Source organism: Dyella dinghuensis, from assembly GCF_003977615.1.
Lineage (GTDB): Bacteria > Pseudomonadota > Gammaproteobacteria > Xanthomonadales > Rhodanobacteraceae > Dyella_B > Dyella_B dinghuensis.
In genome coordinates, this window is record NZ_RYZR01000008.1 from 83853 (window position 1) to 107303 (window position 23451).

A 23451-nucleotide genomic window follows, 5' to 3' on the forward strand; every position below is an offset into this window, starting at 1 on the left:
GGAAGGCTGTTAGCACTCGGGCGACATGAGTGCCAATTTTAGCCTCCAAAAAAACCCCTGGTACAGGGGCCGGACGTGTCTTGAGAAGGTTAATGGGGGACCCGCCAAGGCTTTCAAGGGCGATCAACGAAACGACGTAGTTTGGAAATAGGGTCGAGGGGCAGATACCCCTCGCCACGAAGGGAAGATGACACGGGCGGCAAAAATGCCGAGGATGCCTCGTTTCCAGTCGATCATCAGGCAAGCCGAGCAGTGAGCAGCGAGCAGACATTACGTGAGGAAATCGTCGCCAACGGATTGAAGCTGACGCCGTCCGGCTTGAGCCAGGGCACGTCGGGCAACCTCAGCATCCGGTTCCAGAACGGATTCCTGATCACGCCCAGCGGCGTGCCCTATGGCGAGGTCACCCCGGACGATGTCGTATTCGTCGACATGGAAGGCCACTACGACCATCCGCGGCGCCCATCGAGCGAGTGGCGCTTTCATCGCGACATTTATCTGGCGCGCGCAGACGTTCACGCGATCGTCCACGCTCACCCTCCGTACAGCACTGCGCTGGCGATGTGCCGCATGGACATTCCCGCCGCGCACTACATGATCGCCGTCAGCGGCGGCGATTCGATTCGCTGTTCGGACTATTACACCTACGGCACACAGGAATTATCCGATGCTGTCGTGCGCGCACTCGATGCACGGCTCGCTTGTCTGATGGCCAATCACGGCATGATCGCGGTCGGCGCCAACATGGAACAGGCGATGTGGCGCGCGATTGAAGTCGAAACGCTGGCAAGGCAATACACCATTGCACTGCAGATTGGAAAACCCGTAATGCTGCGCGATAACGAAGTGACGCAGGTGATCGAGAAATTCAGCAATTACGGCTTGATGTCGAAAAAGTAGCGAGCCATCCCATGACCGATCCGACAACCGTTCTGCTCTGCTATTGCACCTGCCCCGATGCCGCCAGCGCGCAACGTGTCGCGGACGCATTGGTGAATGAAGCGCTCGCTGCATGCGTCAATCGCGTGCCCGGCATCCAGTCGACCTATCGTTGGCAAGGCAAGGTCACCACCGACAGCGAAGAACTGTTGTTGATCAAGACTACCGTCGAACGTTTCGATGCACTCAAAACACGCGTACTGGCCTTGCATCCGTACGATCTGCCGGAAGTGATCGCCATTCCTATCGAGCAGGCGCACGCGCCTTATCTCGACTGGGTACGTGACGCTGTAAAAAGCTGACGCGCGGCATCACCGCATCCATTTTCCGCAAACAGGATTGGGATCATGATCGATCTTTATTTCGCCGCCACGCCGAACGGCCTGAAAGCCAAACTGTTTCTTGAGGAAGCGGGACTGCCGTATCGCGTCATACCGGTGGCGCTTAGCAAGGGCGAGCAATTCAAGCCGGAATACCTGGCGATTTCGCCGAACAACAAGATTCCGGCGATCATCGATTATGATCCCGTAGGCACTGACAAGCCGGTGCAGATGTTCGAATCGGGCGCGATTCTGCTTTATCTCGCCGAGAAGATCGGCCGCTTCATTCCCAAGGACATTCAAGGCCGCACGCAGGTGCTCGAATGGCTGTTCTGGCAGATGGCCGGGTTGGGGCCGATGGCCGGTCAGATCGGGCACTTCAACATCTATGCGGCGGAAAAGGTGCCTTATGCGATCGATCGCTACACGCGCGAAGTGGCGCGTCTTTATAGCGTGCTCAATCAGCGTCTGGAAGGCCGTTCGTTTATCGTGGACGAGTTGTCGATTGTGGATATCGCCTGCTATCCGTGGATCGTGCCGCACCAGGCGCATGGTCAGAATCTCGACGATTTCCCTCATCTGAAACGCTGGTTCGACACCATGGGTGCTCGGCCGGCCACGATTCGCACCTATGAAGGCGTCGAGAACGTCTACACGCCCAAACACGGTGCATTGACCGAGGAAGAGCGTCGCATCTTGTTTGGCCAGGGCGCCAAGCGTTAACGCGAATACTGCTGACAGGTTCTGTCACCAGCGCGATTTACATTACGAACATGGATGTCACTGAGCACCCCGCCATGAAGAAATCCGACGCTGCCGAACTTTTACTGTTGGGTGCCATCTGGGGTGCGTCGTTCCTGTTCATGCGCATGGGTGCGAATGAATTCGGCGGCATGGCACTGGCAGGTGTTCGTGCCATTGGCGCAACGATCTGCTCGATCCCGTTACTGTTCTCGCGCCGTCGGCGCATTGAGCTGCGCACGCATTGGTTTTCGGTCGTGCTTATCGGGCTCGCCAATTCGGCGCTTCCGTTTGTGTTTTTTTCCTACGCGGCACAAAGCCTGCCGTCGGGTTTGTCCGCCATCTTCGATGCCATTGCGCCGCTACTCGTCGCCGCATCCGGCTGGCTCTGGCTGGGCGAGAAACTCGATGCGCCGCGCATCAGCGGTCTGGTGATCGGCTTCGCGGGCGTGGTGTGGCTGATCGGCGGCACGGTGGGTTTTGGACATGGCGGTGCCGCGGCCGGCTGGGCCATGGTGGCCTGCGTGGCCGCCAACGTCTGCTACACCTTCGGCGCGCACTACAGCCATCGTCGTCTGCAGGAAGTTTCGGCGCTGACGGTCGCCACTGGCAGCCAGATGGCCGCCGCCGTGATGCTGCTGCCCTTCACGATCTGGTTGTGGCCAGCCAAATCGCCATCGACGGAAGCCTGGATCGCCGCCATTGGGCTCGCAGCTCTGTGCACATCGCTCGCTTACGTACTTTTTTACGGATTGCTGGCACGCATCGGCTCGGCAAAATCGATGGCCGTGCTGTATCTGATCCCTGTGTTCGGCGTGCTTTGGGGCGCGCTGTTCCTGCACGAGCGAATCACGCTCCCGATGGGCGGCGGTTGCATCCTTATCCTGCTCGGAGTGGCACTCACCACCGGCATGCTTCATCCGAAGGCCGCGCCGTTAGAATCGGCGTCTGCGGTAGAAAAGGCATAACGACGTAGCGCCGGCGTCGGCGCGCCTCAAGCTGAGCCATAATCTCCACTATTCGCGTACCCCGGCGCGAACCCCTTCTGGAGCTGCAATGCGCTCGCTTTTTCAACACCGCGCTGTTTTTGGCCTGCTGACTTTGATCGCGCTGCTTTTCGGCACGCCCATCGTGTCGGCGCAGGATGGCACTGAAAATCTTCTGCCCGTCACCGAGGCATATAAGCTCTCGGCCGATGCCAGCACGCCCGGCGTCGTGAAACTGCATTGGACGATTGCCCCCGATTACTACCTGTATCGCGGACGCATGAATTTCAAAGGCGGCGACGGCGTCACGCTTGGCACCGCGCAACTTCCCGATGGCGAAAAGCATGACGATCCGTATCTGGGCCCAGTCGAGACGTATCACCACAGCATCGACGCCACGATTCCGTACACACTCGCACCCGGCACTACGCACCTGACGTTGAGCGTGCGTTATCAGGGTTGCCACGAAACCGATCCGAAGATCTGCTATCCGCCGCATACGGAACAATTGGATCTTCCGGTTCCCGGCGCTGGCAATGCGCCAACGAACAAACTCAGCGAACTGCTGCAATCGCCATCGCAACCCGCTGCAGGCAGCGGCGGCGCAGCGTTACCCGCCGAGCAGGCGTTTCACTTTGAAGCTATCGCGCAATATCCGCATCACCTGTTGATTCGCTGGACGATGGCCAAGGGCTATTACCTGTATCGCGACAAGACAACGCTATCGGTAAAGAACGCACCCAATGTTGTGCTGACGCCTGCGTGGCCCTCGGGCGAAATGCATACGGATGCCAATGCCGGTAACACGACCGTTTACTTCGGCGACATCACCGTGCCCGTCAGCGTGAACGGTGATTTATCGAAACTGAAAACGCTGGATATCGCTGCCAGTTTCCAGGGTTGTCAGGATGGTGGCGTGTGTTATCCGGTGATGACGCGCGACGTAAGCGTCGAGCTCGGCAGCGCTGCACAAGCAAGCGCACAAGCAACGGCAAATCCCGCACCCGAGATGCCGCCCGCCAGCGCGAATGGCGCATCGGCAAGTTTGCTGTATCAGCTGGCGCTCGCCTTGATCGGCGGCCTGATTCTCAATCTGATGCCGTGCGTGTTGCCGGTTCTTTCGATCAAGGCCGTGGGCATTTTGGAGAGCGGCGAGAATCCCGCACGACGCCGCACACACGCATTGATGTATACGGCTGGCGTGCTGATCAGCTTCGTGACGCTCGGCTTGGTGATTATCGCGCTGAAGACGGCGTGGGGCGCGCATCTGCAAAATCCGCTGGTTGTTGCGTTGTTGTCATTGGTGATGCTCGCCGTCGCGCTGTCGATGTCGGGTGTCGTGCAGTTCGGTGCATCGCTCGGCAACACGGGCAGCTCGCTGGCCAATCGCTCGGGTCCCGTCGGCGACTTCTTCACCGGCGTGTTGGCCGTGGTGGTCGCCAGTCCGTGCACGGCGCCGTTTATGGGTACGGCGCTGGCTTACGCATTGGTTGCGCCTACATTGAGCGCGATGGCTGTTTTCTTCACGCTTGGTTTAGGGCTCGCCCTGCCCTTTCTCGCAATCGGCTTCATACCCGCCGTGTCGCGTTGGTTGCCGCGTCCCGGACGCTGGATGGAAACGCTCAAAGAAATATTGGCGTTCCCGATGTATCTGACTGCCGCGTGGCTGGCGTGGGTGCTTGCGCATCAACGCGGCGCCGATGCGGTAGGCTTGCTGATGGTGGCTGCCGTACTGCTCGCCATGACCCTATGGTGGTTCGAACGCAGCCGCGGGCGCAGCCTATTCAGTCGTGCATGGGTGGTTGTGCTCGCGCTCATCACGCTCGCACCGCTTTATTACCTCGCCACACTGCCCGCGACGGTCCACGCTGCCGAGACATCGAGCGGTGTCGTCGCTTACTCGCCGGAAAAACTCGACGCGCTGCGCAAAGCGGGCACGCCTGTTTTTGTCGACATGACGGCCGACTGGTGCGTCACCTGCAAAGCGAACGAGCACACCGTGCTGGATCGCGATGCGTTCCAGGCGCTGCTCAAACGCACCGGCACCGTCTATATGAAAGGCGACTGGACCGATGTGAATCCGACCATTTCGGCGTTCCTCGAGCAATACCACTCGCCGGGCGTTCCGTTGTACGTGGTGTTCCCCAAGAATGGTGGGCCTGGTCACGCATTGCCGACAGTTCTGACCGAATCGCTCGTGGACGACGCAGTCAACGAGGCGGCGAAGTGAAGGCACTGGCCCCTCCCCCTGCTTGCAGGGGGAGGCGGGAGGGGGTAACGCTCGTGCCCCACACAAGGCTTCACCCCACCCCAACCCTCCCCTGCTGCACGCAGGGGAGGGAGTCTGGAGGTTGTCGCTAATATGCTGAGCCGCCCGAACCTCGTGATTCTCGGCGTGGCTGTGCTGGCCGCGATCGGCGGCGGGTGGCTGCAGCACGAAAGTCAGATCGCCCACACTCCGCCCGGCGTTGATGTTGCGAACGTCGGCGATCTTCGTCCAGATCTGGTTCTCACGGGTCTCGATGGCAGACCCCATCATCTGTCCGAATTTCATGGCCAGCGGGTGCTGATCAATTTTTGGGCAAGCTGGTGTGTGCCGTGTCTGGCCGAGATGCCGGCGTTGAGTACTGCCCAGCATAACTTCGCCGATAAGGGTGCGATCGTGCTGGGTATAGCGATGGATGACCCCGAACATGTGCGTAGCTTTCTCAGCGCCCACCCCGTCGATTACCCGATCCTGATCGGCCAGCTAAACGAACCAAGCACATCGCTTAGCCTCGGCGATACCGACGAAATTCTGCCTTTCAGCGTGCTGCTGGACACCAACGGGCGGATCGTAGCGATGCGTCGCGGTCCACTCGACCCTTCGCAACTCGGTAAGTGGCTGTCCCCGGGAACCGCGCCGTAGCGCGGTTTGCGCACCACATACGTCCACGCACGGTTTCTACGTCACTTCTCCGTCAAACATCGCCGATCTGCGCCGAACTGGACAATATTGGCGGCACCGAGCACACTGCGCGGATTCCGAGGCGCCCGGGGGCGGCCTGGAGCCTGTTATGGCGAAGCTGCTGGTCCTGCACGGACCGAACCTCAACCTGCTTGGTGTGCGCGAACCGGACGTTTACGGCCGGGAGACGCTGGCGGACATCAATACCCGCTTGGCTCACCTTGCGCAGAAGGCCGGGCACGAGCTGGCGTGGTATCAGTCCAACGCCGAGCACGAGCTGATCGGCCGCATCCATCAGGCCCGGGACGAGCAGATCGCATTTATCCTGATCAACCCCGGCGCATTCACCCACACCAGCGTTGCCCTGCGCGACGCCCTTGCCGCGGTCGACATTCCCTTTATCGAGCTGCACATGAGCAACGTGCACGCGCGGGAGCCGTTCCGGCACCACTCTTATCTGTCCGATCTCGCCGTGGGCGTGATTGCCGGCTTCGGCAGCGATAGCTATTTCCTGGCGCTGCAAGCCGCCGTTTCGAAACTTGAACCGAAACCGGCTGGCTAGGCCGCACCTACCGTTTCCTTTCATTCCCTTTACCGTCCAGCCACCAAGCTGTGGCCCCAGACCCAAAGAAGGCAAGCCCGATGGATCTGCGAAAGATCAAAAAACTGATTGACCTCCTCGAGGAATCGAACCTCGCCGAACTGGAAATCAAAGAGGGCGAAGAAGTCGTCCGTTTGTCGCGCGTACCCAAGGGCGGCGTTGCCGTCGCCGCTGCGCCGGCCCCCGTGGCGCACGCGCCAGCACCGGCGGCTGCACCGGTCGCGCCAGCCGCACCGGTCGAAGCAAGCGCGCCGAGTCTGCCGGCCGGTCATGTCGTGAAGGCGCCGATGGTGGGCACGTTCTACGCGTCCGCCACGCCGGGCGCTGCGGCGTTCGTCAAAGTGGGCCAGCAGGTGAAGGCCGGCGAGACGCTGGGCATCATCGAAGCGATGAAGATGTTCAATCAGATCGAGGCCGATGTGGCCGGCACGGTGCAGGCCATCATGGTCGAGAACGGTCAGCCGGTGGAATTCGATCAGCCGATGTTCGTGATCGCCTGAACGGCCTGACGACTATGCAAAAGCTCGAAAAGGTCGTTATCGCCAATCGCGGCGAAATCGCATTGCGCATTCTGCGTGCGTGCCACAGTCTCGGTATCCGAACCGTGGCCGTGCACTCCACCGCCGATCGCAACCTCAAGCATGTCGGTCTTGCAGACGAAGCGATCTGCATCGGTCCGGCACCATCGGTCGACAGCTACCTCAACATTCCGCGCATCATTGCTGCGGCGGAAATCACCGACGCCAATGCGATTCATCCCGGCTACGGCTTTCTTGCCGAGCGCGCGGACTTCGCCGAACAGGTGGAACAATCCGGCTTCATCTTCATCGGACCGACGGCCGATGTGATTCGCCTGATGGGCGATAAAGTCGAAGCGATCCGCGCGATGAAAGCAGCCGGCGTTCCTTGCGTTCCCGGCTCGGGCGGCCCACTCGGCGATGTGGTGGAAGAAAACATCCGCATCGCGCGCGAGATCGGCTATCCCGTCATCATCAAGGCCTCCGGCGGCGGCGGTGGCCGCGGTATGCGCGTGGTGCGCACCGAAGCGCATCTGGGCAACGCCATCACCATGACCAAGCAGGAAGCCAAAGCCGCTTTCGGCAACGATCAGGTGTACATGGAGAAGTTTCTGGAGAATCCACGTCACGTGGAAATCCAGGTGCTCGCCGACGGTCAAGGCAACGCGATCCATCTGGGCGAACGCGATTGCTCCATGCAGCGTCGTCACCAGAAAGTCGTCGAAGAAGCGCCCGCACCGGGCATCACGCCGGAACTGCGCGCGCAGATCGGCAAAGTATGTGTGGATGCCTGCTTGCGCATCGGCTATCGCGGCGCGGGCACGTTCGAATTCCTGTTCGAAAATGGCCGTTTCTACTTCATCGAAATGAATACGCGTATTCAGGTCGAACATCCGGTGACGGAGCTCATTACCGGTGTGGATCTCGTGCGCGAGCAATTGCGCATCGCTGCCGGCGAAAAGCTCTCGATCAAGCAGGAAGACATCAAGATTACCGGTCATGCGATCGAGTGCCGTATCAACGCGGAAGATCCGGAAACCTTCCTGCCCTCACCGGGTACGGTGAAACGCTTTGAGGCGCCGGGTGGTCCGGGTGTGCGCGTCGATACGCATCTGTACGACGGCTACAAGATTCCGCCGAATTACGATTCGATGATCGGCAAACTCATTGTGCACGGCCCGGATCGCGAAACGGCGATTGCGCGCATGCGTCTCGCGTTGGCCGAAACGGTCATCGAAGGCGTGAAATGCAACGTTCCGCTGCAGCAGCGCATCATGAACGATGTGGGCTTCCAGCAGGGTGGACAGAATATCCACTATCTGGAAAAGCGTATGGCGGAGCATAAGGAACATCCGCATAGCGGACATTGAGTTGCTCTGCATCCTCTCCCCTTTGGGGGGAGGACCGAGGTGAGGGGTCACTCTTGCGAAGGCTCCGCAACGAAGTTCGTTCCTAGTGACTTCCATCGCAAGATCAGCCCATCACCCTACCCTCTCCCCGCAGGGGAGAGGGACAATCGCGCATCACCTGCCTCGTCTCGGACCGCAAATGCCCTGGCTCGAACTCTCCCTGATCGCCCGCGCCGAACAGCAACCCCGCGTGGAAGAAGCGCTCGACGATCTGGGCGCGATATCGATCACGCTGCAGGACGCCGACGCCGAAACACCCGATGAGCAGGCGATCTTCGAACCCGGTGTCGGCGAGCTTCCGCTGTGGCCGACGATCACGCTCAACGCGCTGTTCGAGGCTGGCACCGATCGCCGCGGCCTCACTGAGGCCCTGAGCGAGCTGCTGCCCTGGCTGGAACCCGATCAACTGAACTTTCGCGACGTCGCCGACGAAGACTGGGAACGCGCCTGGATGGACCAATTCAAGCCGATGCCCTTCGGCAAGCGGCTGTGGATCTATCCGTGGAACATCGAGCCACCCGAGGACGACAGCGTGGTCGTGCGTCTCGATCCCGGCCTGGCATTCGGAAGTGGCACGCATCCCACTACGGCCCTTTGCCTTGAATGGCTCGATGGCCTCAACCTCGCTGGCAAGCGCGTGATCGACTTCGGTTGCGGCTCGGGCATCCTTGCGATTGCAGCACTCAAGCTTGGTGCGGGATCGGCGATTGGCGTGGACAACGATCCGCAAGCACTCACCGCATCGGCTGACAATGCCGAGCGCAACGACGTCGCCGATCGTCTCGCCTTGTTTCTGCCGGAAGATTTCGCAGGCGAACCGGCAGATGTTTTCGTGGCGAATATTCTTGCAGGACCGCTCGGCGATCTCGCGCCCACCTTCGCTGCCGCCGCAAAACCCGGCGCGCCGTTTGCCATCTCCGGCATCCTGCAGGGGCAGCAAGATGAACTGCTCGCGCGTTATGCCGAATGGTTCGAAGCATTGCGTGTCGACACACGCGAAGATTGGGTGCGCATCAGCGGCCATCGTCGCGCATGATTGGACGAATGATGCGATGGCTTTGCTAAGCTTGCCCGACACAGGTCCAAGCGCACCGCATGTATACGCAATGCCCTGAATGTCTATCCGTGTTTTCAGTGGATGCGCGAACCATCGCGCAAGCACACGGCTTTGTCATGTGCGGACATTGCGGCGCCGGTTTCGATTGCATCGCCACGCTTGCCGATCAGTTGCCGCCGGAACCCTTCAACGAGCTGCCCTCGCACGAACCCGGCGTGGAACCGCCAAGCGTGGAACTGGTGGTTTATCGGCCGCAGCCGGAGACCCAACAAGTCGTCGTCGCAAACGAAACGGCAACGCGCGAAAACTTTGCCGATCTGGTCATTACGCCACGTTTTGCACGCGATCGACGCAAGAACAAACCGCGGCGCTGGCCCTGGATTTCAGCCTGTTTTCTGCTGTTTTTAGGCCTTTTGGGGCAACTGGGCTGGGCCTTGCGCGACACACTGGTTGCTGATCCAACCATGGGTCCGTTACTTCAGCAAGCTTGCGCTACGCTGAATTGCACGCTGCCACCGGTACGCGATGTCGGCAAACTGCGCTTGCTGGCACGTGACGTGCAGACGCACCCCACTGTTCCCAATGCATTGCTAATCAGCGCCAGCGTAAGGAACGATGCAGCGTTTACGCAGCCATGGCCATTTGTCACGATTCGATTGTCCGATGCCAACGGCAAAGTCATCGCTATGCGCCGTTTGAATCCATCCGAATACCTCGATGACGTTGATGCACTGCGACGTGGAATCGGCCCCGGCGCAACCTCGGCCCTGATCTTCGAGGTGGAAGACCCCGGCCATCAAGCGGTTGCTTTTGACCTTGGGTTCGAATAAAGCGTCCTTAGTGCCTGTTCGGCATGGGCTTATGATTTTTCTTATCGCAAGGCTCTTAATTTTGTCCGCGGGCACGAGTACACTCGGTCCCTCGCGCTAAACAAAGCACGAGCTATTAACCCGCCGCAAACGCGGTAACTGCCATAAGCATGGCGACGACCTATGTAGCCGTCGCGTGAGTACGTGAGGGGAAATGTCCTTGAACGCTGTCAGACTGCCTGTCAACGAGGCCATTAATGATTCCTCGTCGCAGAGCGCATTGAGCGAATGCGTAAGCCGTACTGTGCGGCGTTACCTTGCGGACATCGGTGACACACCGTGCGACGAAGGTTTGCACGCGCTCGTCATTCGCGAAGTCGAAGGTCCGTTGCTGCGCGAAGTGCTGGCGTTTCATGACGGCAATCAAAGCCGCGCAGCTGCCGTGCTCGGCATCAATCGCGCAACGTTGCGCAAGAAGCTGTCCGCTCACGGCCTTCTCTGAAGCGTCGCTTTTAACGGCGCGCTCTTTAAGAGCATTTAGCCGTCCAAACGCAAGCCGCTAGACAAACAGCATCCGCTGCCGGGCCGCGCTATAATGCGCGGCTTTACCGTATCGGAAACCGCCATGTCCGCACCCGCCGTCACCCCCATCCGCCGCGCGCTGATCAGCGTTTCGGACAAGACCGGGCTGATCGAACTGGGACGGCGTTTGGCCGCGGCAAAGGTGGAGCTGCTTTCCACCGGTGGCAGCGCCAAAGCCCTGCGCGAGGCGGGCATTCCGGTCAAGGACGTCAGCGACGTCACCGGCTTTCCGGAGATCATGGACGGCCGCGTAAAGACCCTGCACCCGAAGGTTCACGGGGGGCTGTTAGGCCGTCGCGGCACCGATGATGCGGTCATGGCCGAGCTGGGTATCGGCCCCATCGACCTGCTGGTGCTCAACCTCTATCCCTTCGAGTCCACGGTCGCCAAACCGGACTGCACGCTGGAACAGGCGATCGAAAATATCGATATCGGCGGTCCGGCCATGCTTCGTTCAGCGGCGAAGAACTGGAACGATGTCGGCGTGCTGACATCGCCCGATCAATACGACGAAGCGTTGAACGACATCGAACAACAGGGCGGCCTGACTCGCGCGACACGTTTCAAGCTGTCGGTGGCGGCATTCAATCGCGTCTCCAACTACGACGCAGCGATCAGTGATTATCTCTCCGGTGTGCAGCTCAACGAAACGCACGATGCGATTGCCGGTCACGATGCATTTCCGGCGCAGGCAAACGGCCGCTTCGTCAAAATGATGGACCTTCGCTACGGCGAAAATCCGCATCAGCAAGCTGCGTTTTACCGCGACCTGTATCCCGCGCCCGGCACGTTGGCCACTTTCCGACAGCTGCAGGGCAAGGAATTGTCCTTCAACAACATCGCCGATTCGGATGCGGCATGGGAATGCGTGCGCAGCTTCACCAAGCCCGCATGCGTCATCGTCAAGCACGCGAACCCCTGCGGCGTCGCGGTAAGCCTCGAAGGCATCCGCCGCGCGTATGACCTGGCGTTTCAGACCGATCCCACATCGGCGTTCGGCGGCATCATCGCGTTCAATCGTGAAGTGGATGGCGACACTGCGCGCTCGATCGTCGATCGCCAATTCGTGGAAGTTGTATTGGCGCCGGGTTACACGGAAGACGCGCTGAAAGCGTTCGGCAAGAAGACCAACGTACGTGTACTCGAAATTCCGGTGCCGAAGGATGCCGAGCTGGGCGATGCACATCCGGGCAACGATGTACGCCGCGTCGGCTCCGGCTTGCTGATCCAGACGGCCGATCGCGGCATGGTCACGGCGAACGATCTGAAGATCGTCACGCGCCGCACGCCGACGGCAGAAGAAGTGAACGACCTGATTTTTGCCTGGAAAGTGGCGAAATACGTCAAAAGCAACGCCATTGTGTACGCGCGCAACCGCCAGACCATCGGCATCGGCGCCGGCCAGATGAGCCGCGTCTACAGCGCACGCATCGCGGGCATCAAGGCTGCGGACGAGAAGCTTGAAGTGCGCGGCTCAGTGATGGCATCCGATGCGTTCTTCCCGTTCCGCGACGGCATCGACGCCGCCGCCGCAGCGGGCATTCGTGCCGTGATTCAGCCGGGCGGCTCCATGCGCGATGGCGAAGTGATCGCAGCGGCCGACGAACACGACATGGCGATGGTCTTCACCGGCATGCGCCATTTCCGGCATTGATATCCCGCGACCGTTTATTCGGTCACGGCAATCTTCGTGACGCCATTTGCCTTGCGTGAATTAACGCTGGCGCGTTCTGCATAGCGGCGCGCCAGCACCGCACACGTCATCAACTGCATCTGATGGAACAGCATGATCGGCAAGACGATCATGCCCAACGCGTGCGTGGAGAACAGCACTTTCGCCATCGGTACACCGCTCGCCAGACTTTTCTTCGAGCCGCAGAACACGATGGTGATTTCATCCTCGCGATCAAAACCCAGGGCCCGCGAACCGTAACGCGTAATCAACAACGCCGCCGCCAGCAATACCGCGTTGACGATCAGCAATCCGCCGAGCACCGGCAACGGCAGGTGCTTCCACAAGCCCTGCAGCACCGCTGCACTGAACGCGGTGTACACCACCAGCAGGATCGAGCCCTGATCGACAAAGCCGATCAACGGACGATGACGCGTCACCCAACCGCCGATCCAGCGTTGCGAAATCTGGCCGGCCACGAATGGTACGAACAGCTGCAGCACAATCTCGCCCACGGCTTCCCATGACATCGCGCCCTGTCCGTGCGCCTGCAACACCAGGCCTGTCAGCAGCGGCGTGATAACGATGCCGAGCAGACTCGACGCCGATGCCGAACATACCGCCGCTGATACGTTGCCGCGCGCAATCGACGTAAACGCGATCGACGACTGCACCGTGGATGGCAACGTACAAAGGAACAGGATCCCGACGTAAAGCGAAGGCGTCACCAGCGGCGACAGCACCGGCTTCAGCAACAGCCCGAGCACGGGGAACAATACGAACGTGCTGGCAAGCACCGTCAGATGCAGCCGCCAGTTGGTAAGCCCCGCGACCACGGCGTCGCGCGAGAGCTTCGCGCCATGCAGGAAAAACAGCAGCGCGATGGCCACATCGGTCAGCAGCCCGAAGGCATTTGCAGTAATGCCGCGGCACGGCAGCACACTGGCCATGATCACGGTGGCTATCAGGCAAAGAGTGAAGTTGTCCGGCAGGAAGCGGCGCAGAGTGCTCATAGCGAAACGCCTGATTCGGCGACCTGATCAAGGAAGGATGGACGTCATTTCACGCTCGCCCCATTGATAAATCAAATCATTTTATTGTATTCATTGATGCCATATGAGCATGAATATCAGCCTCCGGCAGCTCAGGGCCTTTCTGGCCGTGGCCCGCCAGCGCCATTTCCGCCGCGCGGCGGACAATCTGCACCTGAGCCAGCCGGCGGTAAGCCGGCATATCGCCGAGCTGGAATCGGAGCTCGGCGTACGGTTGTTCGATCGCAGCACGCGCGAAGTGGTCCCCACCGAGGCCGGCCGCTATCTGGAAAGCGCGATCGAACGCGTGCTGGATGAGCTGGAAGGCGTGCTGGAGCACGTGCACTCCGAAGGCGAACGCAAACGCGGGAAAGTCCGTGTCGCCGCCGTGCCGACATTGTCGGCGAGCCTGATGCCTGCGTGCATTGCCGATTGCGCTCGCGCTTATCCGGAACTGACCATTCAATTGCACGATCAGGCGCAAACCCTGGTGCTCGATAGCGTGCGCGGCGGCGAAGTCGATTTCGGCATCGCCATCGATCCACCCGAAAGCGGCGAGTTCGATGGCGAAACCATCATGCGCGATCCGTTCTGTTTGGCTTGCCGTCCGGATCATCCGTTTGCAAAGCTGAAAACCATCGCGTGGGAAAAACTGCAGGGGCAACCGCTGATCCTGCTCGACTACTCATCCGGCAGCCGCCCGCTCATCGATGCGACGTTGCGCAAATACGGTGTCGAGGCACATGTCGTTCAACAGACAGGCCACACTTACACGGCATTCCGCATGGTGGAGGCAGGGCTTGGCATCACCATCACGCCGACACTTTCAGCGCCGCCCGCATCGCTTGCGATGCGTCCGTTGACGCCGACGGAGCAACGCTCGGTGACCTTGATCCATCGTCGTCATCGCTCACTTTCACCGTTGGCGGCGTTGGTGTGGAATCGTCTGCGCGAACTGGCCGAGAAGGGACCGCTCACATCCTATTGAGCGCACGGCGTTTAGGCTGCTTTCTCCATCCGGAGGATGTCTCATGCGCTACGAGCTTTACTACTGGACCGGCATCCAGGGCCGCGGTGAATTCGTGCGCCTCGCACTGGAAGACGCCGGCGCCGATTACATCGATGTCGCGCGCAAACGCGGCGATAGCGCGATGATGCCGTTCCTTCGCGGCAAATACGACGGCGCGTTACCGTTTGCGCCACCGTTTCTCAAAGCCGGGAAACTGGTGATCGCGCAAACCGCCACGATTCTCGCGTACCTGGGCCCCCATCTTGGCTTGGTGCCCGGCGGACAAGCAGCAGAAATTTACGCGCAGCAGTTGCAACAGACCATCGCCGATATCGTGGTGGAAGCACACGACACACATCACCCGATTTCATCAAGCCAGTACTACGAACAACAACGCGCCGCCGCGAAAAAGCGCGCGACGTTTTTCCGCGACGAACGCATTCCCAAATACCTCGATTACTTCGAAAGCGTGATCGAACGCGGTAACGGAAGGCAGGCGTTGAGCCGGCATTCGTATGTCGATTTGTCGCTGTTCCAACTGATCAGCGGACTGGATTACGCATTTCCCAACGCCATGCGCCGCATGCAGAAACGCATTCCACGTTTGCGTGCACTAGCCGAACGCATTGCCGAACGCCCGAATATCGCCGCCTACCTGCAATCACCAAGGCGCATTGCGTTCAACGAGGACGGCATTTTTCGGCACTATCCAGCGCTGGATCCAAAGAACTGAAGAGCGCCCGATTGCACGCGCTCCAAAGAAGCGCGCGAAGCGCGCAGGGTCCCCTTATGCGGTGAGTGAGAGGGAGACGAAAAGGCCCGCAGGGGAATCGGCAAGGATGCCGATTCCTTTTCGCCAGGGCAGGAAGCCCTGTCGAAAAGCCCGGCTCCCTCTCACGGTCTCGGAGGGCGATAGCCCGGAGAGCACCGCATTGGGGTGCCCTTCTCTTTGGTTACTTTCTCTTGGGCACGCAAGAGAAAGTAACTCGGCCGTCGGCAGACGGACGAAACGCCCGCCGCGTAGGCGAGCAATCTGGCGATAGCGCACAAATGAAAACCGAGGACACTGGATTCCTGCCTGCGCAGGAATGACGGGATAAACGTGGCCGCATCGGTGAAAGGCTTGCGCCGGAATGACGGTCATGATGTCGTGTAATCCGTGGGCGATTGCGCACAGATGAAAACTTCGGCGCACGAACCAATCACGCTACAACAACGCAATAACCAGCGACCCCGCAACGATCAACACACCACCAATCAGCGTGGCCCAACTCGGCCGTTCGCCGAGAACCACCAACCCAAGCACAATCGCTATCGCAACACTCAACTTATCGATCGGTGCCACTTTGCTGATCGGACCCAATTGCAGCGCCCGGTAATAACAAAGCCATGAAAGCCCGGCCGCAATGCCGGAGAGCACCAGAAACAGCCAGCTATGCCACGGCAACCCGGTGGGCTTCGCCCATTCCGCACGGAAACTGAGAATGCCTGCCGTCACGCCGAGAATCACCAGCGTGCGGATGAACGTGGCGAGATTGGAATTGATACCGGCAACGCCGAGTTTGCCGAACAACGCCGTCAGGGCTGCAAAGAACGCCGAACCCAGAGCGAACAGCAACCAGCTTTCGCGGATGTTCATGCCCGCTCCAGAGAAACGAAACGATACGAGGATTATGTACCGTTATCCCCATTGTCTTCCGTCGACTCGGCCGACGCCGGCTTGCTCTTACCCCACTGAATGAGGCGGTATTGCACCGGCTTCACCGGCGGCTGACCATTCGGATCGAGCATATGGCCGTCCGGATCGACCGTATAAACCTGCTGCGGGCCATACTTGGGCGTCACCACCACCATGTAGACGTGACCGTTCTGGCGATACTCCTGAATGGTGTTGTCGCCTTCCTGATGCACGGCCACTTCCGGTGGCGGCTGGCCGTTGGCATCCTGATTGGCCTGACCCGGCATCTTCGTCGTCGGGATCGGCTTGCCCGCCATGTGGCTGGGCTCGAGCTCGGCCGGCGTGGATACCGGCGCGTTCGCCGCGGTGCTGGACGACATCGGTTCCTTGGAAGGATTGACGCCCGGATCGTTCATGCCCGGCGGCGGTGGCGCAGGCGCAAAGTGCGGCTGGGCCGTCGAGGAAGACGATGTCTGCGCAAACGCTGGCGCCGCGGCCAGGACAGAAAGGACGAGCAGGCAGGCAGCGTGTTTCATGGCGAAGACCTCGTTAGGGAGGCGAATCATACCAGCGCCGCCTTCACCACCTCGTGAACCGGCGCCCGCCGTCATCATGCGAGAATGTGCGAATGCCAAACCTGACGCTTATCGACGGCTCCTCCTACCTCTACCGCGCCTTCCACGCGCTGCCGCCACTGAGCAACGCCAACGGCGAACCGACCGGCGCGCTGTTCGGTGTGGTCAACATGCTGCGCACGACGCTCAAGGCCAAACCCGATTACGTCGCCTTCGTCAGCGATGCGTCCGGCCCGACCTTTCGCAATGTCCTGTACGACAAGTACAAAGCCAATCGCCCGCCCATGCCGGACGAACTGCGCGCGCAGATCGAACCCATGCTGGCCATCGTCGGTGCATTGGGTTTTCCGATTCTGCGTGTTACCGGCGTGGAAGCCGACGACGTCATCGGCACGCTGGCCAAGCAAGCTCATGAGCACGGCATCGATGTGCTGATTTCCACGGGCGACAAGGATCTCGCGCAACTCGTTCGTCCCGGTATCAAGCTCATCAACACGATGACCAATACCACCATGGACAGCGCCGGTGTGGTGGACAAATTCGGCGTAAAGCCCGACCAGATCATCGACTTCTTGAGCCTTACCGGCGACACGGTCGACAACGTTCCTGGTGTCAACAAGTGCGGTCCGAAGACGGCCGCAAAGTGGCTGGCCGAATACGGCTCGCTCGACGGTGTGATCGCCAACGCGGACAAGATCGGTGGAAAGATCGGCGAATACCTGCGCGAAGCGCTTCCCTCGCTGCCGCTTTCGCGCGAACTGGTGACGATCAAACTTGATGTGCCGCTCGATAAATCGGTCAAGGATCTGACACTACGCGACCGCGACGCCAACGCGCTGCGCGAGCTGTTCACACGCTACGAATTCAAGGCGGCATTGAAGGAACTGGACGGTGCCGCTGCCGACACCGCAACATCCACGCCCGCGACAACGCCCGCAGTAACCGACAGCGCGCCGGTTGCGCCCTCGCGCAGCGAAGCGATGCCTGCTGTCGAATTGAGCGGCCCTGGCCACTACGAACTGGTCACGACACAGGCGCAGTTCGACGCATGGCTGGAGCGCATCAAGGACGCGCCATTGATTGCGTTCGACACCGAAACGACCAGCCTCGATCCGATGCGTGCCGACATCGTGGGACTGAGCTTGTCGGTGCAACCCGGTCACGCCTGCTATCTCCCGCTTTCGCACGATTACCCCGGCGCACCCAAGCAATTGCCGCGCGATGCGGTACTTGCTGCGATCAAGCCGATCATGGAAGACCCGCGGCGGCCGAAGGTTGGTCAGCACGCCAAGTACGACATGAACATCCTGTCGCTGTATGGCATCGTCGTGCAGGGACTCAAGCACGACACGATGCTCGAATCGTACGTGTGGAACGCGACCGCAACGCGTCATGACATGGATTCGCTCGCCTCGAAATACCTCGGCTACGAAACCGTGAAATACGAGCAAGTCGCAGGCAAAGGTGCAAAGCAGATTTCCTTCTCGCAAGTCGATCTTGAAACCGCCTGCCGTTATGCCGCCGAGGATGCCGACGTCACGCTGCGCCTGCATCACGCGCTGTGGCCACTGCTGGAAAGCGAACCGAAACTTCTGAAGGTCTACGAAGACATCGAAATTCCGCTGGTGCCCGTGCTTGCCGGCATGGAGCAGCGCGGCGTGTTGATCGACGTCAACGAACTTCGCATGCAAAGCCAGCAACTCGGCAAGCGCATGCTGGAGCTGCAGAAGGAATCGTGGCAATCGGCCGGCCGTGAATTCAACCTCGACTCGCCCAAGCAACTGCAAGCGATACTCTTCGACGAACTCGGCTTGCCGGCCAAACTGAAAACACCAACCGGGCAACCTTCGACGAACGAAGAAGCGCTCGAAGCGATTGCTGACGATCATGCGTTGCCACGTCTGATTCTCGAATATCGCGGCTTGGCCAAGTTGCGCTCTACGTATACGGAAAAGCTCGCGGAAATCGTCAACCCTCGCACGGGCCGCGTGCACACGAGCTATCACCAGGGCGCAGTGGCCACAGGGCGCATTTCCTCCAACGATCCGAATTTGCAAAATATTCCCGTGCGTACCGAAGAAGGTCGCCGCATCCGTCAGGCGTTCATTGCGCCCGAAGGATGGCTGGTGATGGCGGCGGACTATTCGCAAATCGAGCTGCGCATCATGGCGCATTTATCTGGCGATGAAGGTTTGGTGCGCGCCTTCCAGGAAGGTGGCGATATTCACCGTGCCACGGCAGCGGAAGTGTTCGGTCTGGAACCCGAAGCGGTCACGAGCAATCAGCGACGTGCCGCGAAAGCCATTAATTTCGGTTTGATGTATGGCATGAGCGCCTTTGGTCTCGCACGTCAGCTCGGCGTCGATCGCGGCGAAGCGAGCGACTACATGGCGCGCTACTTCTCGCGCTATCCCGGCGTGCACGCGTTCATGGAAGCCACGCGCGAGCGTGCGCACCGCGATGGCTACGTCGAAACACTGTTCGGCCGCCGCCTGTATCTGGACAACCTCAGCGCACGCAACCAGGCCCTGCGCGCTGGCGCCGAGCGCGCCGCGGTGAACGCACCCATGCAAGGCACCGCCGCCGACATCATCAAGCGCGCGATGATTTCCGTCGCGACATGGCTAAAGGATCGCGACGACGCGCACATGTTGATGCAGGTGCACGACGAACTGGTATTCGAAGTACGCGCCGATGCCATCGACGAGGTGCGCGAAGCAGTGCGCGAACGCATGTCCGGCGCCGCGACATTGCGCGTTCCGCTGATCGTTGACGTGGGTGTCGGCAAGAACTGGGACGAAGCGCATTAAGGCCGCTGCCGCCAACCGCACGCATTAACGCTGCTCTGCCGCCACGTATCGGCGGCAGTGATCCAGATACTCGCTTTCGTGTTGCGCAAGCAGAAGTGTCACGCTGCGCCACAACCAGGATGGTGCATCCAACGTACGCGTGTGATTGCGCGCCAACTCCGCGCGCCACGCCTTGCGCGTCGATGCATCCATCTGGCGTGCATGCGCGCGCCCCACCACGCTGGCGAGAAACATTGCTACGCGCATGGCTTGCTTCCGTCCCATGCGATCGATATCGAGAGTGAGATCCTGCGGCAGCAGCTCACGCACGAATACCTGACTGTCCAACAGCGTTGCTGCACGCATGCGATGCCCGAGCGAAGGCGAAAGATGCGTCGCCGCCTCGACCACGCGTTTCGCGTTGTCGCGCGGCATCCGCACTTTGGTGGCGTGCGGCGCTACGGATTTGACCGCTTCCTTGATGTCGATCAGGCAGAGATCTTCTCCGTCACTAGTCCCGCCATCGACATCCAGCAACACGGCGTAGCGCCCTTTGCCAAGCGAACTGCAACCCTTTCGCCAATACGCCGCATCGAGCAGCGACACATGCGCCTCGTTGTCGCGATGATGCAGTTGCGTCGCAAGCTCGACTATCTCGGTCTGCGCCATTAACTGCGCGATCGCGGAACGCTCCCGCTTGGTCAGCGTCCAGAAGTTTTTACCCACCGGAAAACTCGGTTCAACGCCGTTGATACGTTCCTGCGCCAGCGATTTCCAATTGCGGCGAAGCGCACGTTTCATCACCAGACGAATCGACGGCGGGATATCCGGCTCATCGTCATCCGATTCCGGAAAGGCGGATTCGTAACCGGCAAGCATCGCCTCGATCATGCGCACCGTGGTGACACCGGGAAGATCGGAACCGCGCGCGACGGTGGCAAGCGATAGTGCAAGCCGAATCAGATCGTGCGCGGGATTGCCGATGACGCTCTGATCGAAATCGCGAATCTGGATATGGACGGCACCCTGGTCGTTGGCGACGGGGCCGAGATTAGCAATATGACAGTCGCCGCAAATCCAGATCGCAGGTCCATGCGGAATGGACGGCTGATCTTCGTCATGCAACCACTCATAAAAACGTGCCGTGTTACCGCGTACAAAAGCATGTGCAGATCGCGCCATTTTTCGGTTGCGCAGATTCGTCAACACGGCTGCGCGCGCTGCGGGAGCAACGGCACGAATGCGGGCTTTCTTAGTCTTTTTCGTCACAAAACGCAGCCATGTATGTAGCGGTGGTGTTACATCCTCAGGTGACAACTGTGAAAGTCTTGTTTCATCTTTCCGAGCGTCTGTGCAGTGCGTTTTCCAGAAATGAATCGCAGCTAACCATTTCCAGAAATTTGTACCGGGATGTGCAACTTTTCATGCCAACCCGCGCTCTAAGTTTTCGGATGCACGCAACGGCATCCCCCGGCGCCCACCTCCCTGGGTCGCCAATCGGAATCGAACCTCTCCCCTGGGCTTCGATTCCACCGGCCCCGAGGACTCCCCCTAAGTTCTCGGGGCTTTTTCTTGCCCGTTTTCCGCGCCTTTCAGCCGACTGACGACATCCACCCTGCGGAACCGTTAGGATGGTGTTACGGGATGGCAGATCGCTGCCCGCAGCCATCAGGCCGAGAGTCGCGACGTAGTGCAAATCAAAGGGAAAGCCACCTCCTTCGATATCGCCCACCTGACCGGGGTTTCCCAGTCCACGGTGTCGCGTGCCTTGCGCGATAGCCCGCTGGTCAGCGAGGAGACCCGGCAGCGTATCAAGGCGGCGGCCGATCAGCTCAATTACAAAGTGGACAAGAACGCGTCGAACCTGCGTTCGCAGCATTCGGGCACGCTGGCGTTGCTGCTGTTCGAAGATCCCACGGCGGACGACTCGCACATCAATCCGTTCTTTCTTTCGATGCTCGGCTCAATTACGCGTGCCTGCGCACTGCGCGGTTACGACCTGCTGATTTCGTTCCAGCAGTTGTCGTACGACTGGCATGCCGATTACGCGGACACGAAAAAAGCCGACGGCATCATTCTGCTCGGCTATGGCGACTATCTCGCCTATCGCGACAAGCTCGAAAAACTCGCCGCGCAAGGCACCCATTCGGTGCGTTGGGGCGCGGTGTTGCCGGATCAGCCGGATGTCTCCATCGGCTGCGACAACTTTCAGGGCGGGCACGCCGTTGCCACGCACTTGCTGGAACAAGGCTGCAAACGCATAGCGTTCCTGGGCGATGCATCGAGCCACTATCCGGAATTCTTCGAACGCTATCGCGGTTACGTTGCCGCATTGCAGGAAGGCGGTGTTACCGCCGAACCGATGTTGCAGGTCGATGCCACCGAAAGCACCGAACAGGCTGGCTACGGCGCGATGGAAACGCTGCTTGAACGTGATGCACCGTTCGACGCCGTTTTCGCCGCGAGCGATCTGATCGCGATCGGCGCCATGCGCGCGCTTACCGACCGCGGCATCAAGGTGCCCGACCAAGTCGCCGTGGCCGGTTTCGACGACATCCCCATGGCGCGCTTCCTCAATCCGCCGCTGACCACCGTGCTGCAGGACACCAAGCTTGCCGGCGAAACGTTGGTCGACAACCTTATCCGGCTGATTCGCCGTGAACCGGTGGAAACGCTGGTGCTACCGGTCAAGCTGGTCGTGCGACGTTCTAGTCTGCTCGCTTCGCGCTAAAAAAGCGCCGCCCTAACCTTTCCTGTGATGCCGGCGAAGACGGGCGGATGTACCGTGTCGATTTCCGCCGTCCTGGTTCGTCTGTTATCCAAAGACCCGAAAAGCGATCCAGGACTCTTCCGTTCACATCAGTCTCACATCACGGAGCACTCACGATGTATATCCAGCCATATCTGTTCTTCCGCGGGCACTGCGAGGAAGCTGTCCAGTATTACCAAAAGCATCTGGGCGCGAAGGTCAACATGCTGATGCGCTACAAAGACATGCCACCGGATGCCGCCGGTCCAGGCGCGGACTATGACGGCGAAAAAATCATGTACGGCAATCTGACCATCGGCGACTCGGTGATCATGGTCTCCGACGATTGCGTGAATCCCCACGTGCAGTTTCAGGGCTTCTCGCTTTCCGTCAGCGTCAAGGACGAAAAAGAAGCCGAGCGCGTCTTCACGGCATTGAGCGATGGCGGAAAAGTCCACGCGCCGCTCAGCAAGACTTTCTTCTCGCCGTGCTTCGGGATGGCCGTGGATCGTTTCGGCGTCAGCTGGATGGTCATCGTACCGGGTCAGCAGTAACTCTTATCTTTTCACCGGAGAACACGTCATGCGTTTCATGATGATCATGCTTCCCGCCGGCTATGCCAGCGCACCGGCCGGGAAGCGTCCTGAGCTCAAAGCGATCGAAAAGATGATGGATTACAACATGTCGCTGCAGCAGGCAGGCGTGTTGCTGGCCATGGATGGATTGCACCCGGCGTCTACGGGCGCACGCGTCACGACCGTCAACGGCAAAGTGAAAGTGACCGATGGACCGTTCGCCGAAGCGAAAGAAGCGATTGGCGGTTACTGGGTACTCGACGTCGGCTCGCGCGCCGAGGCCATCGCGTGGGCCTCGCGTTGTCCGCTCGAGCCGGGCGACACCATCGAAGTGCGACAGGTCTTCGAAATGACCGATTTCTCGCCGGATGTGCAGAAAGCGGTCGCCGACATGCATTCGAACTGCGCGTGATGTGCCGGATTGCGCTTGCACACCTTACGCGCAAGTGCTGTGATCGCCCGTC

Annotated in this window: 23 protein-coding genes; 19 read left to right on the forward strand and 4 right to left on the reverse strand. The window is 60.0% G+C overall.

Features of this window, described 5'->3' with window-relative positions; translation table 11 throughout:
* The first annotated feature begins 252 nt into the window (after positions 1 to 252).
* From EKH79_RS17480 to purH, 13 genes are all read left to right on the forward strand, one after another.
* A complete protein-coding gene (locus EKH79_RS17480; RefSeq protein ID WP_126675139.1) occupies positions 253 to 900 on the forward strand; it encodes a class II aldolase/adducin family protein in 648 nt (215 codons plus the stop codon).
* Between the two features lie 11 nt (positions 901 to 911).
* Positions 912 to 1241 carry a divalent-cation tolerance protein CutA gene (cutA, locus tag EKH79_RS17485; protein ID WP_126675140.1) on the forward strand — a complete coding sequence of 110 codons (330 nt, stop codon included), beginning with the start codon at positions 912 to 914 and terminating at the stop codon, positions 1239 to 1241.
* Positions 1242 to 1286: 45 nt separating this feature from the next.
* Positions 1287 to 1982 carry a glutathione binding-like protein gene (locus EKH79_RS17490; protein ID WP_126675141.1) on the forward strand — a complete coding sequence of 232 codons (696 nt, stop codon included), beginning with the start codon at positions 1287 to 1289 and terminating at the stop codon, positions 1980 to 1982.
* Between the two features lie 74 nt (positions 1983 to 2056).
* Complete coding sequence (locus EKH79_RS17495; RefSeq protein ID WP_126675142.1) at positions 2057 to 2968, forward strand: DMT family transporter; 912 nt, start codon at positions 2057 to 2059, stop codon at positions 2966 to 2968.
* Positions 2969 to 3056: 88 nt separating this feature from the next.
* Entirely contained in the window at positions 3057 to 5216 is a 2160-nt protein-coding gene (locus tag EKH79_RS17500; protein WP_126675143.1) for a protein-disulfide reductase DsbD family protein, read from the forward strand.
* A 132-nt stretch (positions 5217 to 5348) separates the two neighbouring features.
* Complete coding sequence (locus tag EKH79_RS17505) at positions 5349 to 5894, forward strand: peroxiredoxin family protein (RefSeq protein WP_126675144.1); 546 nt, start codon at positions 5349 to 5351, stop codon at positions 5892 to 5894.
* 148 nt (positions 5895 to 6042) lie between these two features.
* On the forward strand, positions 6043 to 6495 hold the full coding sequence (aroQ, locus tag EKH79_RS17510) for a type II 3-dehydroquinate dehydratase (protein WP_126675145.1): 453 nt from the start codon (positions 6043 to 6045) through the stop codon (positions 6493 to 6495).
* Positions 6496 to 6575: 80 nt separating this feature from the next.
* Entirely contained in the window at positions 6576 to 7034 is a 459-nt protein-coding gene (accB, locus tag EKH79_RS17515; RefSeq protein WP_126675146.1) for an acetyl-CoA carboxylase biotin carboxyl carrier protein, read from the forward strand.
* Between the two features lie 14 nt (positions 7035 to 7048).
* Complete coding sequence (accC, locus tag EKH79_RS17520) at positions 7049 to 8422, forward strand: acetyl-CoA carboxylase biotin carboxylase subunit (RefSeq protein WP_126675147.1); 1374 nt, start codon at positions 7049 to 7051, stop codon at positions 8420 to 8422.
* A gap of 178 nt (positions 8423 to 8600) precedes the next feature.
* The gene (prmA, locus tag EKH79_RS17525; RefSeq protein ID WP_126675148.1) at positions 8601 to 9497 is read left to right on the forward strand and encodes a 50S ribosomal protein L11 methyltransferase; all 897 of its coding nucleotides are present in this window, start codon (positions 8601 to 8603) and stop codon (positions 9495 to 9497) included.
* 59 nt (positions 9498 to 9556) lie between these two features.
* The gene (locus tag EKH79_RS17530; RefSeq protein WP_126675149.1) at positions 9557 to 10348 is read left to right on the forward strand and encodes a zinc-ribbon and DUF3426 domain-containing protein; all 792 of its coding nucleotides are present in this window, start codon (positions 9557 to 9559) and stop codon (positions 10346 to 10348) included.
* Positions 10349 to 10541: 193 nt separating this feature from the next.
* The gene (locus tag EKH79_RS17535; protein WP_126675150.1) at positions 10542 to 10829 is read left to right on the forward strand and encodes a helix-turn-helix domain-containing protein; all 288 of its coding nucleotides are present in this window, start codon (positions 10542 to 10544) and stop codon (positions 10827 to 10829) included.
* Positions 10830 to 10952: 123 nt separating this feature from the next.
* Positions 10953 to 12563 carry a bifunctional phosphoribosylaminoimidazolecarboxamide formyltransferase/IMP cyclohydrolase gene (gene purH / locus EKH79_RS17540; protein ID WP_126675151.1) on the forward strand — a complete coding sequence of 537 codons (1611 nt, stop codon included), beginning with the start codon at positions 10953 to 10955 and terminating at the stop codon, positions 12561 to 12563.
* Positions 12564 to 12577: 14 nt separating this feature from the next.
* Here the strand turns inward: purH and EKH79_RS17545 are convergent, their stop codons facing one another.
* Positions 12578 to 13594: a bile acid:sodium symporter family protein gene (locus tag EKH79_RS17545; protein WP_126675152.1), complete on the reverse strand. Its 1017-nt coding sequence runs from the start codon at positions 13592 to 13594 to the stop codon at positions 12578 to 12580.
* Between the two features lie 109 nt (positions 13595 to 13703).
* On the opposite strand from EKH79_RS17545, the gene EKH79_RS17550 reads away from it, so the two are divergent.
* Together EKH79_RS17550 and EKH79_RS17555 are read left to right on the forward strand one after the other, a co-directional pair.
* A complete protein-coding gene (locus tag EKH79_RS17550; RefSeq protein WP_126675153.1) occupies positions 13704 to 14600 on the forward strand; it encodes a LysR family transcriptional regulator in 897 nt (298 codons plus the stop codon).
* A gap of 43 nt (positions 14601 to 14643) precedes the next feature.
* Positions 14644 to 15354, forward strand: coding sequence for a glutathione S-transferase (locus EKH79_RS17555; protein WP_126675154.1), 711 nt, complete (start codon positions 14644 to 14646; stop codon positions 15352 to 15354).
* Positions 15355 to 15828: 474 nt separating this feature from the next.
* Here EKH79_RS17555 and EKH79_RS17560 read toward each other — a convergent pair whose 3' ends face one another.
* Entirely contained in the window at positions 15829 to 16260 is a 432-nt protein-coding gene (locus EKH79_RS17560; RefSeq protein ID WP_126675155.1) for an EamA family transporter, read from the reverse strand.
* Positions 16261 to 16292: 32 nt separating this feature from the next.
* Positions 16293 to 16835 carry a DUF2782 domain-containing protein gene (locus EKH79_RS17565; RefSeq protein WP_126675156.1) on the reverse strand — a complete coding sequence of 181 codons (543 nt, stop codon included), beginning with the start codon at positions 16833 to 16835 and terminating at the stop codon, positions 16293 to 16295.
* Positions 16836 to 16927: 92 nt separating this feature from the next.
* Here EKH79_RS17565 and polA point away from each other — a divergent pair, with 92 nt between their 5' ends.
* Positions 16928 to 19684, forward strand: a complete 2757-nt coding sequence (polA, locus tag EKH79_RS17570; protein ID WP_126675157.1) for a DNA polymerase I — start codon at positions 16928 to 16930, stop codon at positions 19682 to 19684.
* Positions 19685 to 19708: 24 nt separating this feature from the next.
* Here polA and EKH79_RS17575 read toward each other — a convergent pair whose 3' ends face one another.
* A complete protein-coding gene (locus EKH79_RS17575; RefSeq protein ID WP_233590382.1) occupies positions 19709 to 20932 on the reverse strand; it encodes a DUF2252 family protein in 1224 nt (407 codons plus the stop codon).
* Between the two features lie 421 nt (positions 20933 to 21353).
* Between EKH79_RS17575 and EKH79_RS17580 the strand changes: the two genes are divergently transcribed.
* The 3 genes from EKH79_RS17580 (at position 21354) to EKH79_RS17590 (ending at position 23399) form a co-directional block, all read left to right on the forward strand.
* Positions 21354 to 22394: a LacI family DNA-binding transcriptional regulator gene (locus tag EKH79_RS17580; protein WP_199754377.1), complete on the forward strand. Its 1041-nt coding sequence runs from the start codon at positions 21354 to 21356 to the stop codon at positions 22392 to 22394.
* A 155-nt stretch (positions 22395 to 22549) separates the two neighbouring features.
* Positions 22550 to 22966: a VOC family protein gene (locus EKH79_RS17585; protein ID WP_126675158.1), complete on the forward strand. Its 417-nt coding sequence runs from the start codon at positions 22550 to 22552 to the stop codon at positions 22964 to 22966.
* 28 nt (positions 22967 to 22994) lie between these two features.
* Positions 22995 to 23399 (forward strand): YciI family protein, encoded by a 405-nt coding sequence (locus tag EKH79_RS17590; protein ID WP_126675159.1) that lies wholly within the window; start codon positions 22995 to 22997, stop codon positions 23397 to 23399.
* Positions 23400 to 23451: the final 52 nt, after the last annotated feature.

Bases quoted from the DNA above. Each gene is read 5' to 3' on its own strand.
- EKH79_RS17505 (WP_126675144.1), top strand. From the start codon at position 5,349: ATGCTGAGCCGCCCGAACCTCGTGATTCTCGGCGTGGCTGTGCTGGCC.
- accB (WP_126675146.1), top strand. From the start codon at position 6,576: ATGGATCTGCGAAAGATCAAAAAACTGATTGACCTCCTCGAGGAATCG.
- EKH79_RS17545 (WP_126675152.1), bottom strand. From the start codon at position 13,594: ATGAGCACTCTGCGCCGCTTCCTGCCGGACAACTTCACTCTTTGCCTG.
- cutA (WP_126675140.1), top strand. From the start codon at position 912: ATGACCGATCCGACAACCGTTCTGCTCTGCTATTGCACCTGCCCCGAT.
- EKH79_RS17565 (WP_126675156.1), bottom strand. From the start codon at position 16,835: ATGAAACACGCTGCCTGCCTGCTCGTCCTTTCTGTCCTGGCCGCGGCG.
- EKH79_RS17535 (WP_126675150.1), top strand. From the start codon at position 10,542: ATGTCCTTGAACGCTGTCAGACTGCCTGTCAACGAGGCCATTAATGAT.
- EKH79_RS17550 (WP_126675153.1), top strand. From the start codon at position 13,704: ATGAATATCAGCCTCCGGCAGCTCAGGGCCTTTCTGGCCGTGGCCCGC.
- prmA (WP_126675148.1), top strand. From the start codon at position 8,601: ATGCCCTGGCTCGAACTCTCCCTGATCGCCCGCGCCGAACAGCAACCC.
- aroQ (WP_126675145.1), top strand. From the start codon at position 6,043: ATGGCGAAGCTGCTGGTCCTGCACGGACCGAACCTCAACCTGCTTGGT.
- EKH79_RS17555 (WP_126675154.1), top strand. From the start codon at position 14,644: ATGCGCTACGAGCTTTACTACTGGACCGGCATCCAGGGCCGCGGTGAA.
- polA (WP_126675157.1), top strand. From the start codon at position 16,928: ATGCCAAACCTGACGCTTATCGACGGCTCCTCCTACCTCTACCGCGCC.
- EKH79_RS17495 (WP_126675142.1), top strand. From the start codon at position 2,057: ATGAAGAAATCCGACGCTGCCGAACTTTTACTGTTGGGTGCCATCTGG.
- EKH79_RS17530 (WP_126675149.1), top strand. From the start codon at position 9,557: ATGTATACGCAATGCCCTGAATGTCTATCCGTGTTTTCAGTGGATGCG.
- EKH79_RS17585 (WP_126675158.1), top strand. From the start codon at position 22,550: ATGTATATCCAGCCATATCTGTTCTTCCGCGGGCACTGCGAGGAAGCT.
- EKH79_RS17590 (WP_126675159.1), top strand. From the start codon at position 22,995: ATGCGTTTCATGATGATCATGCTTCCCGCCGGCTATGCCAGCGCACCG.
- EKH79_RS17500 (WP_126675143.1), top strand. From the start codon at position 3,057: ATGCGCTCGCTTTTTCAACACCGCGCTGTTTTTGGCCTGCTGACTTTG.
- EKH79_RS17560 (WP_126675155.1), bottom strand. From the start codon at position 16,260: ATGAACATCCGCGAAAGCTGGTTGCTGTTCGCTCTGGGTTCGGCGTTC.
- purH (WP_126675151.1), top strand. From the start codon at position 10,953: ATGTCCGCACCCGCCGTCACCCCCATCCGCCGCGCGCTGATCAGCGTT.
- EKH79_RS17490 (WP_126675141.1), top strand. From the start codon at position 1,287: ATGATCGATCTTTATTTCGCCGCCACGCCGAACGGCCTGAAAGCCAAA.
- accC (WP_126675147.1), top strand. From the start codon at position 7,049: ATGCAAAAGCTCGAAAAGGTCGTTATCGCCAATCGCGGCGAAATCGCA.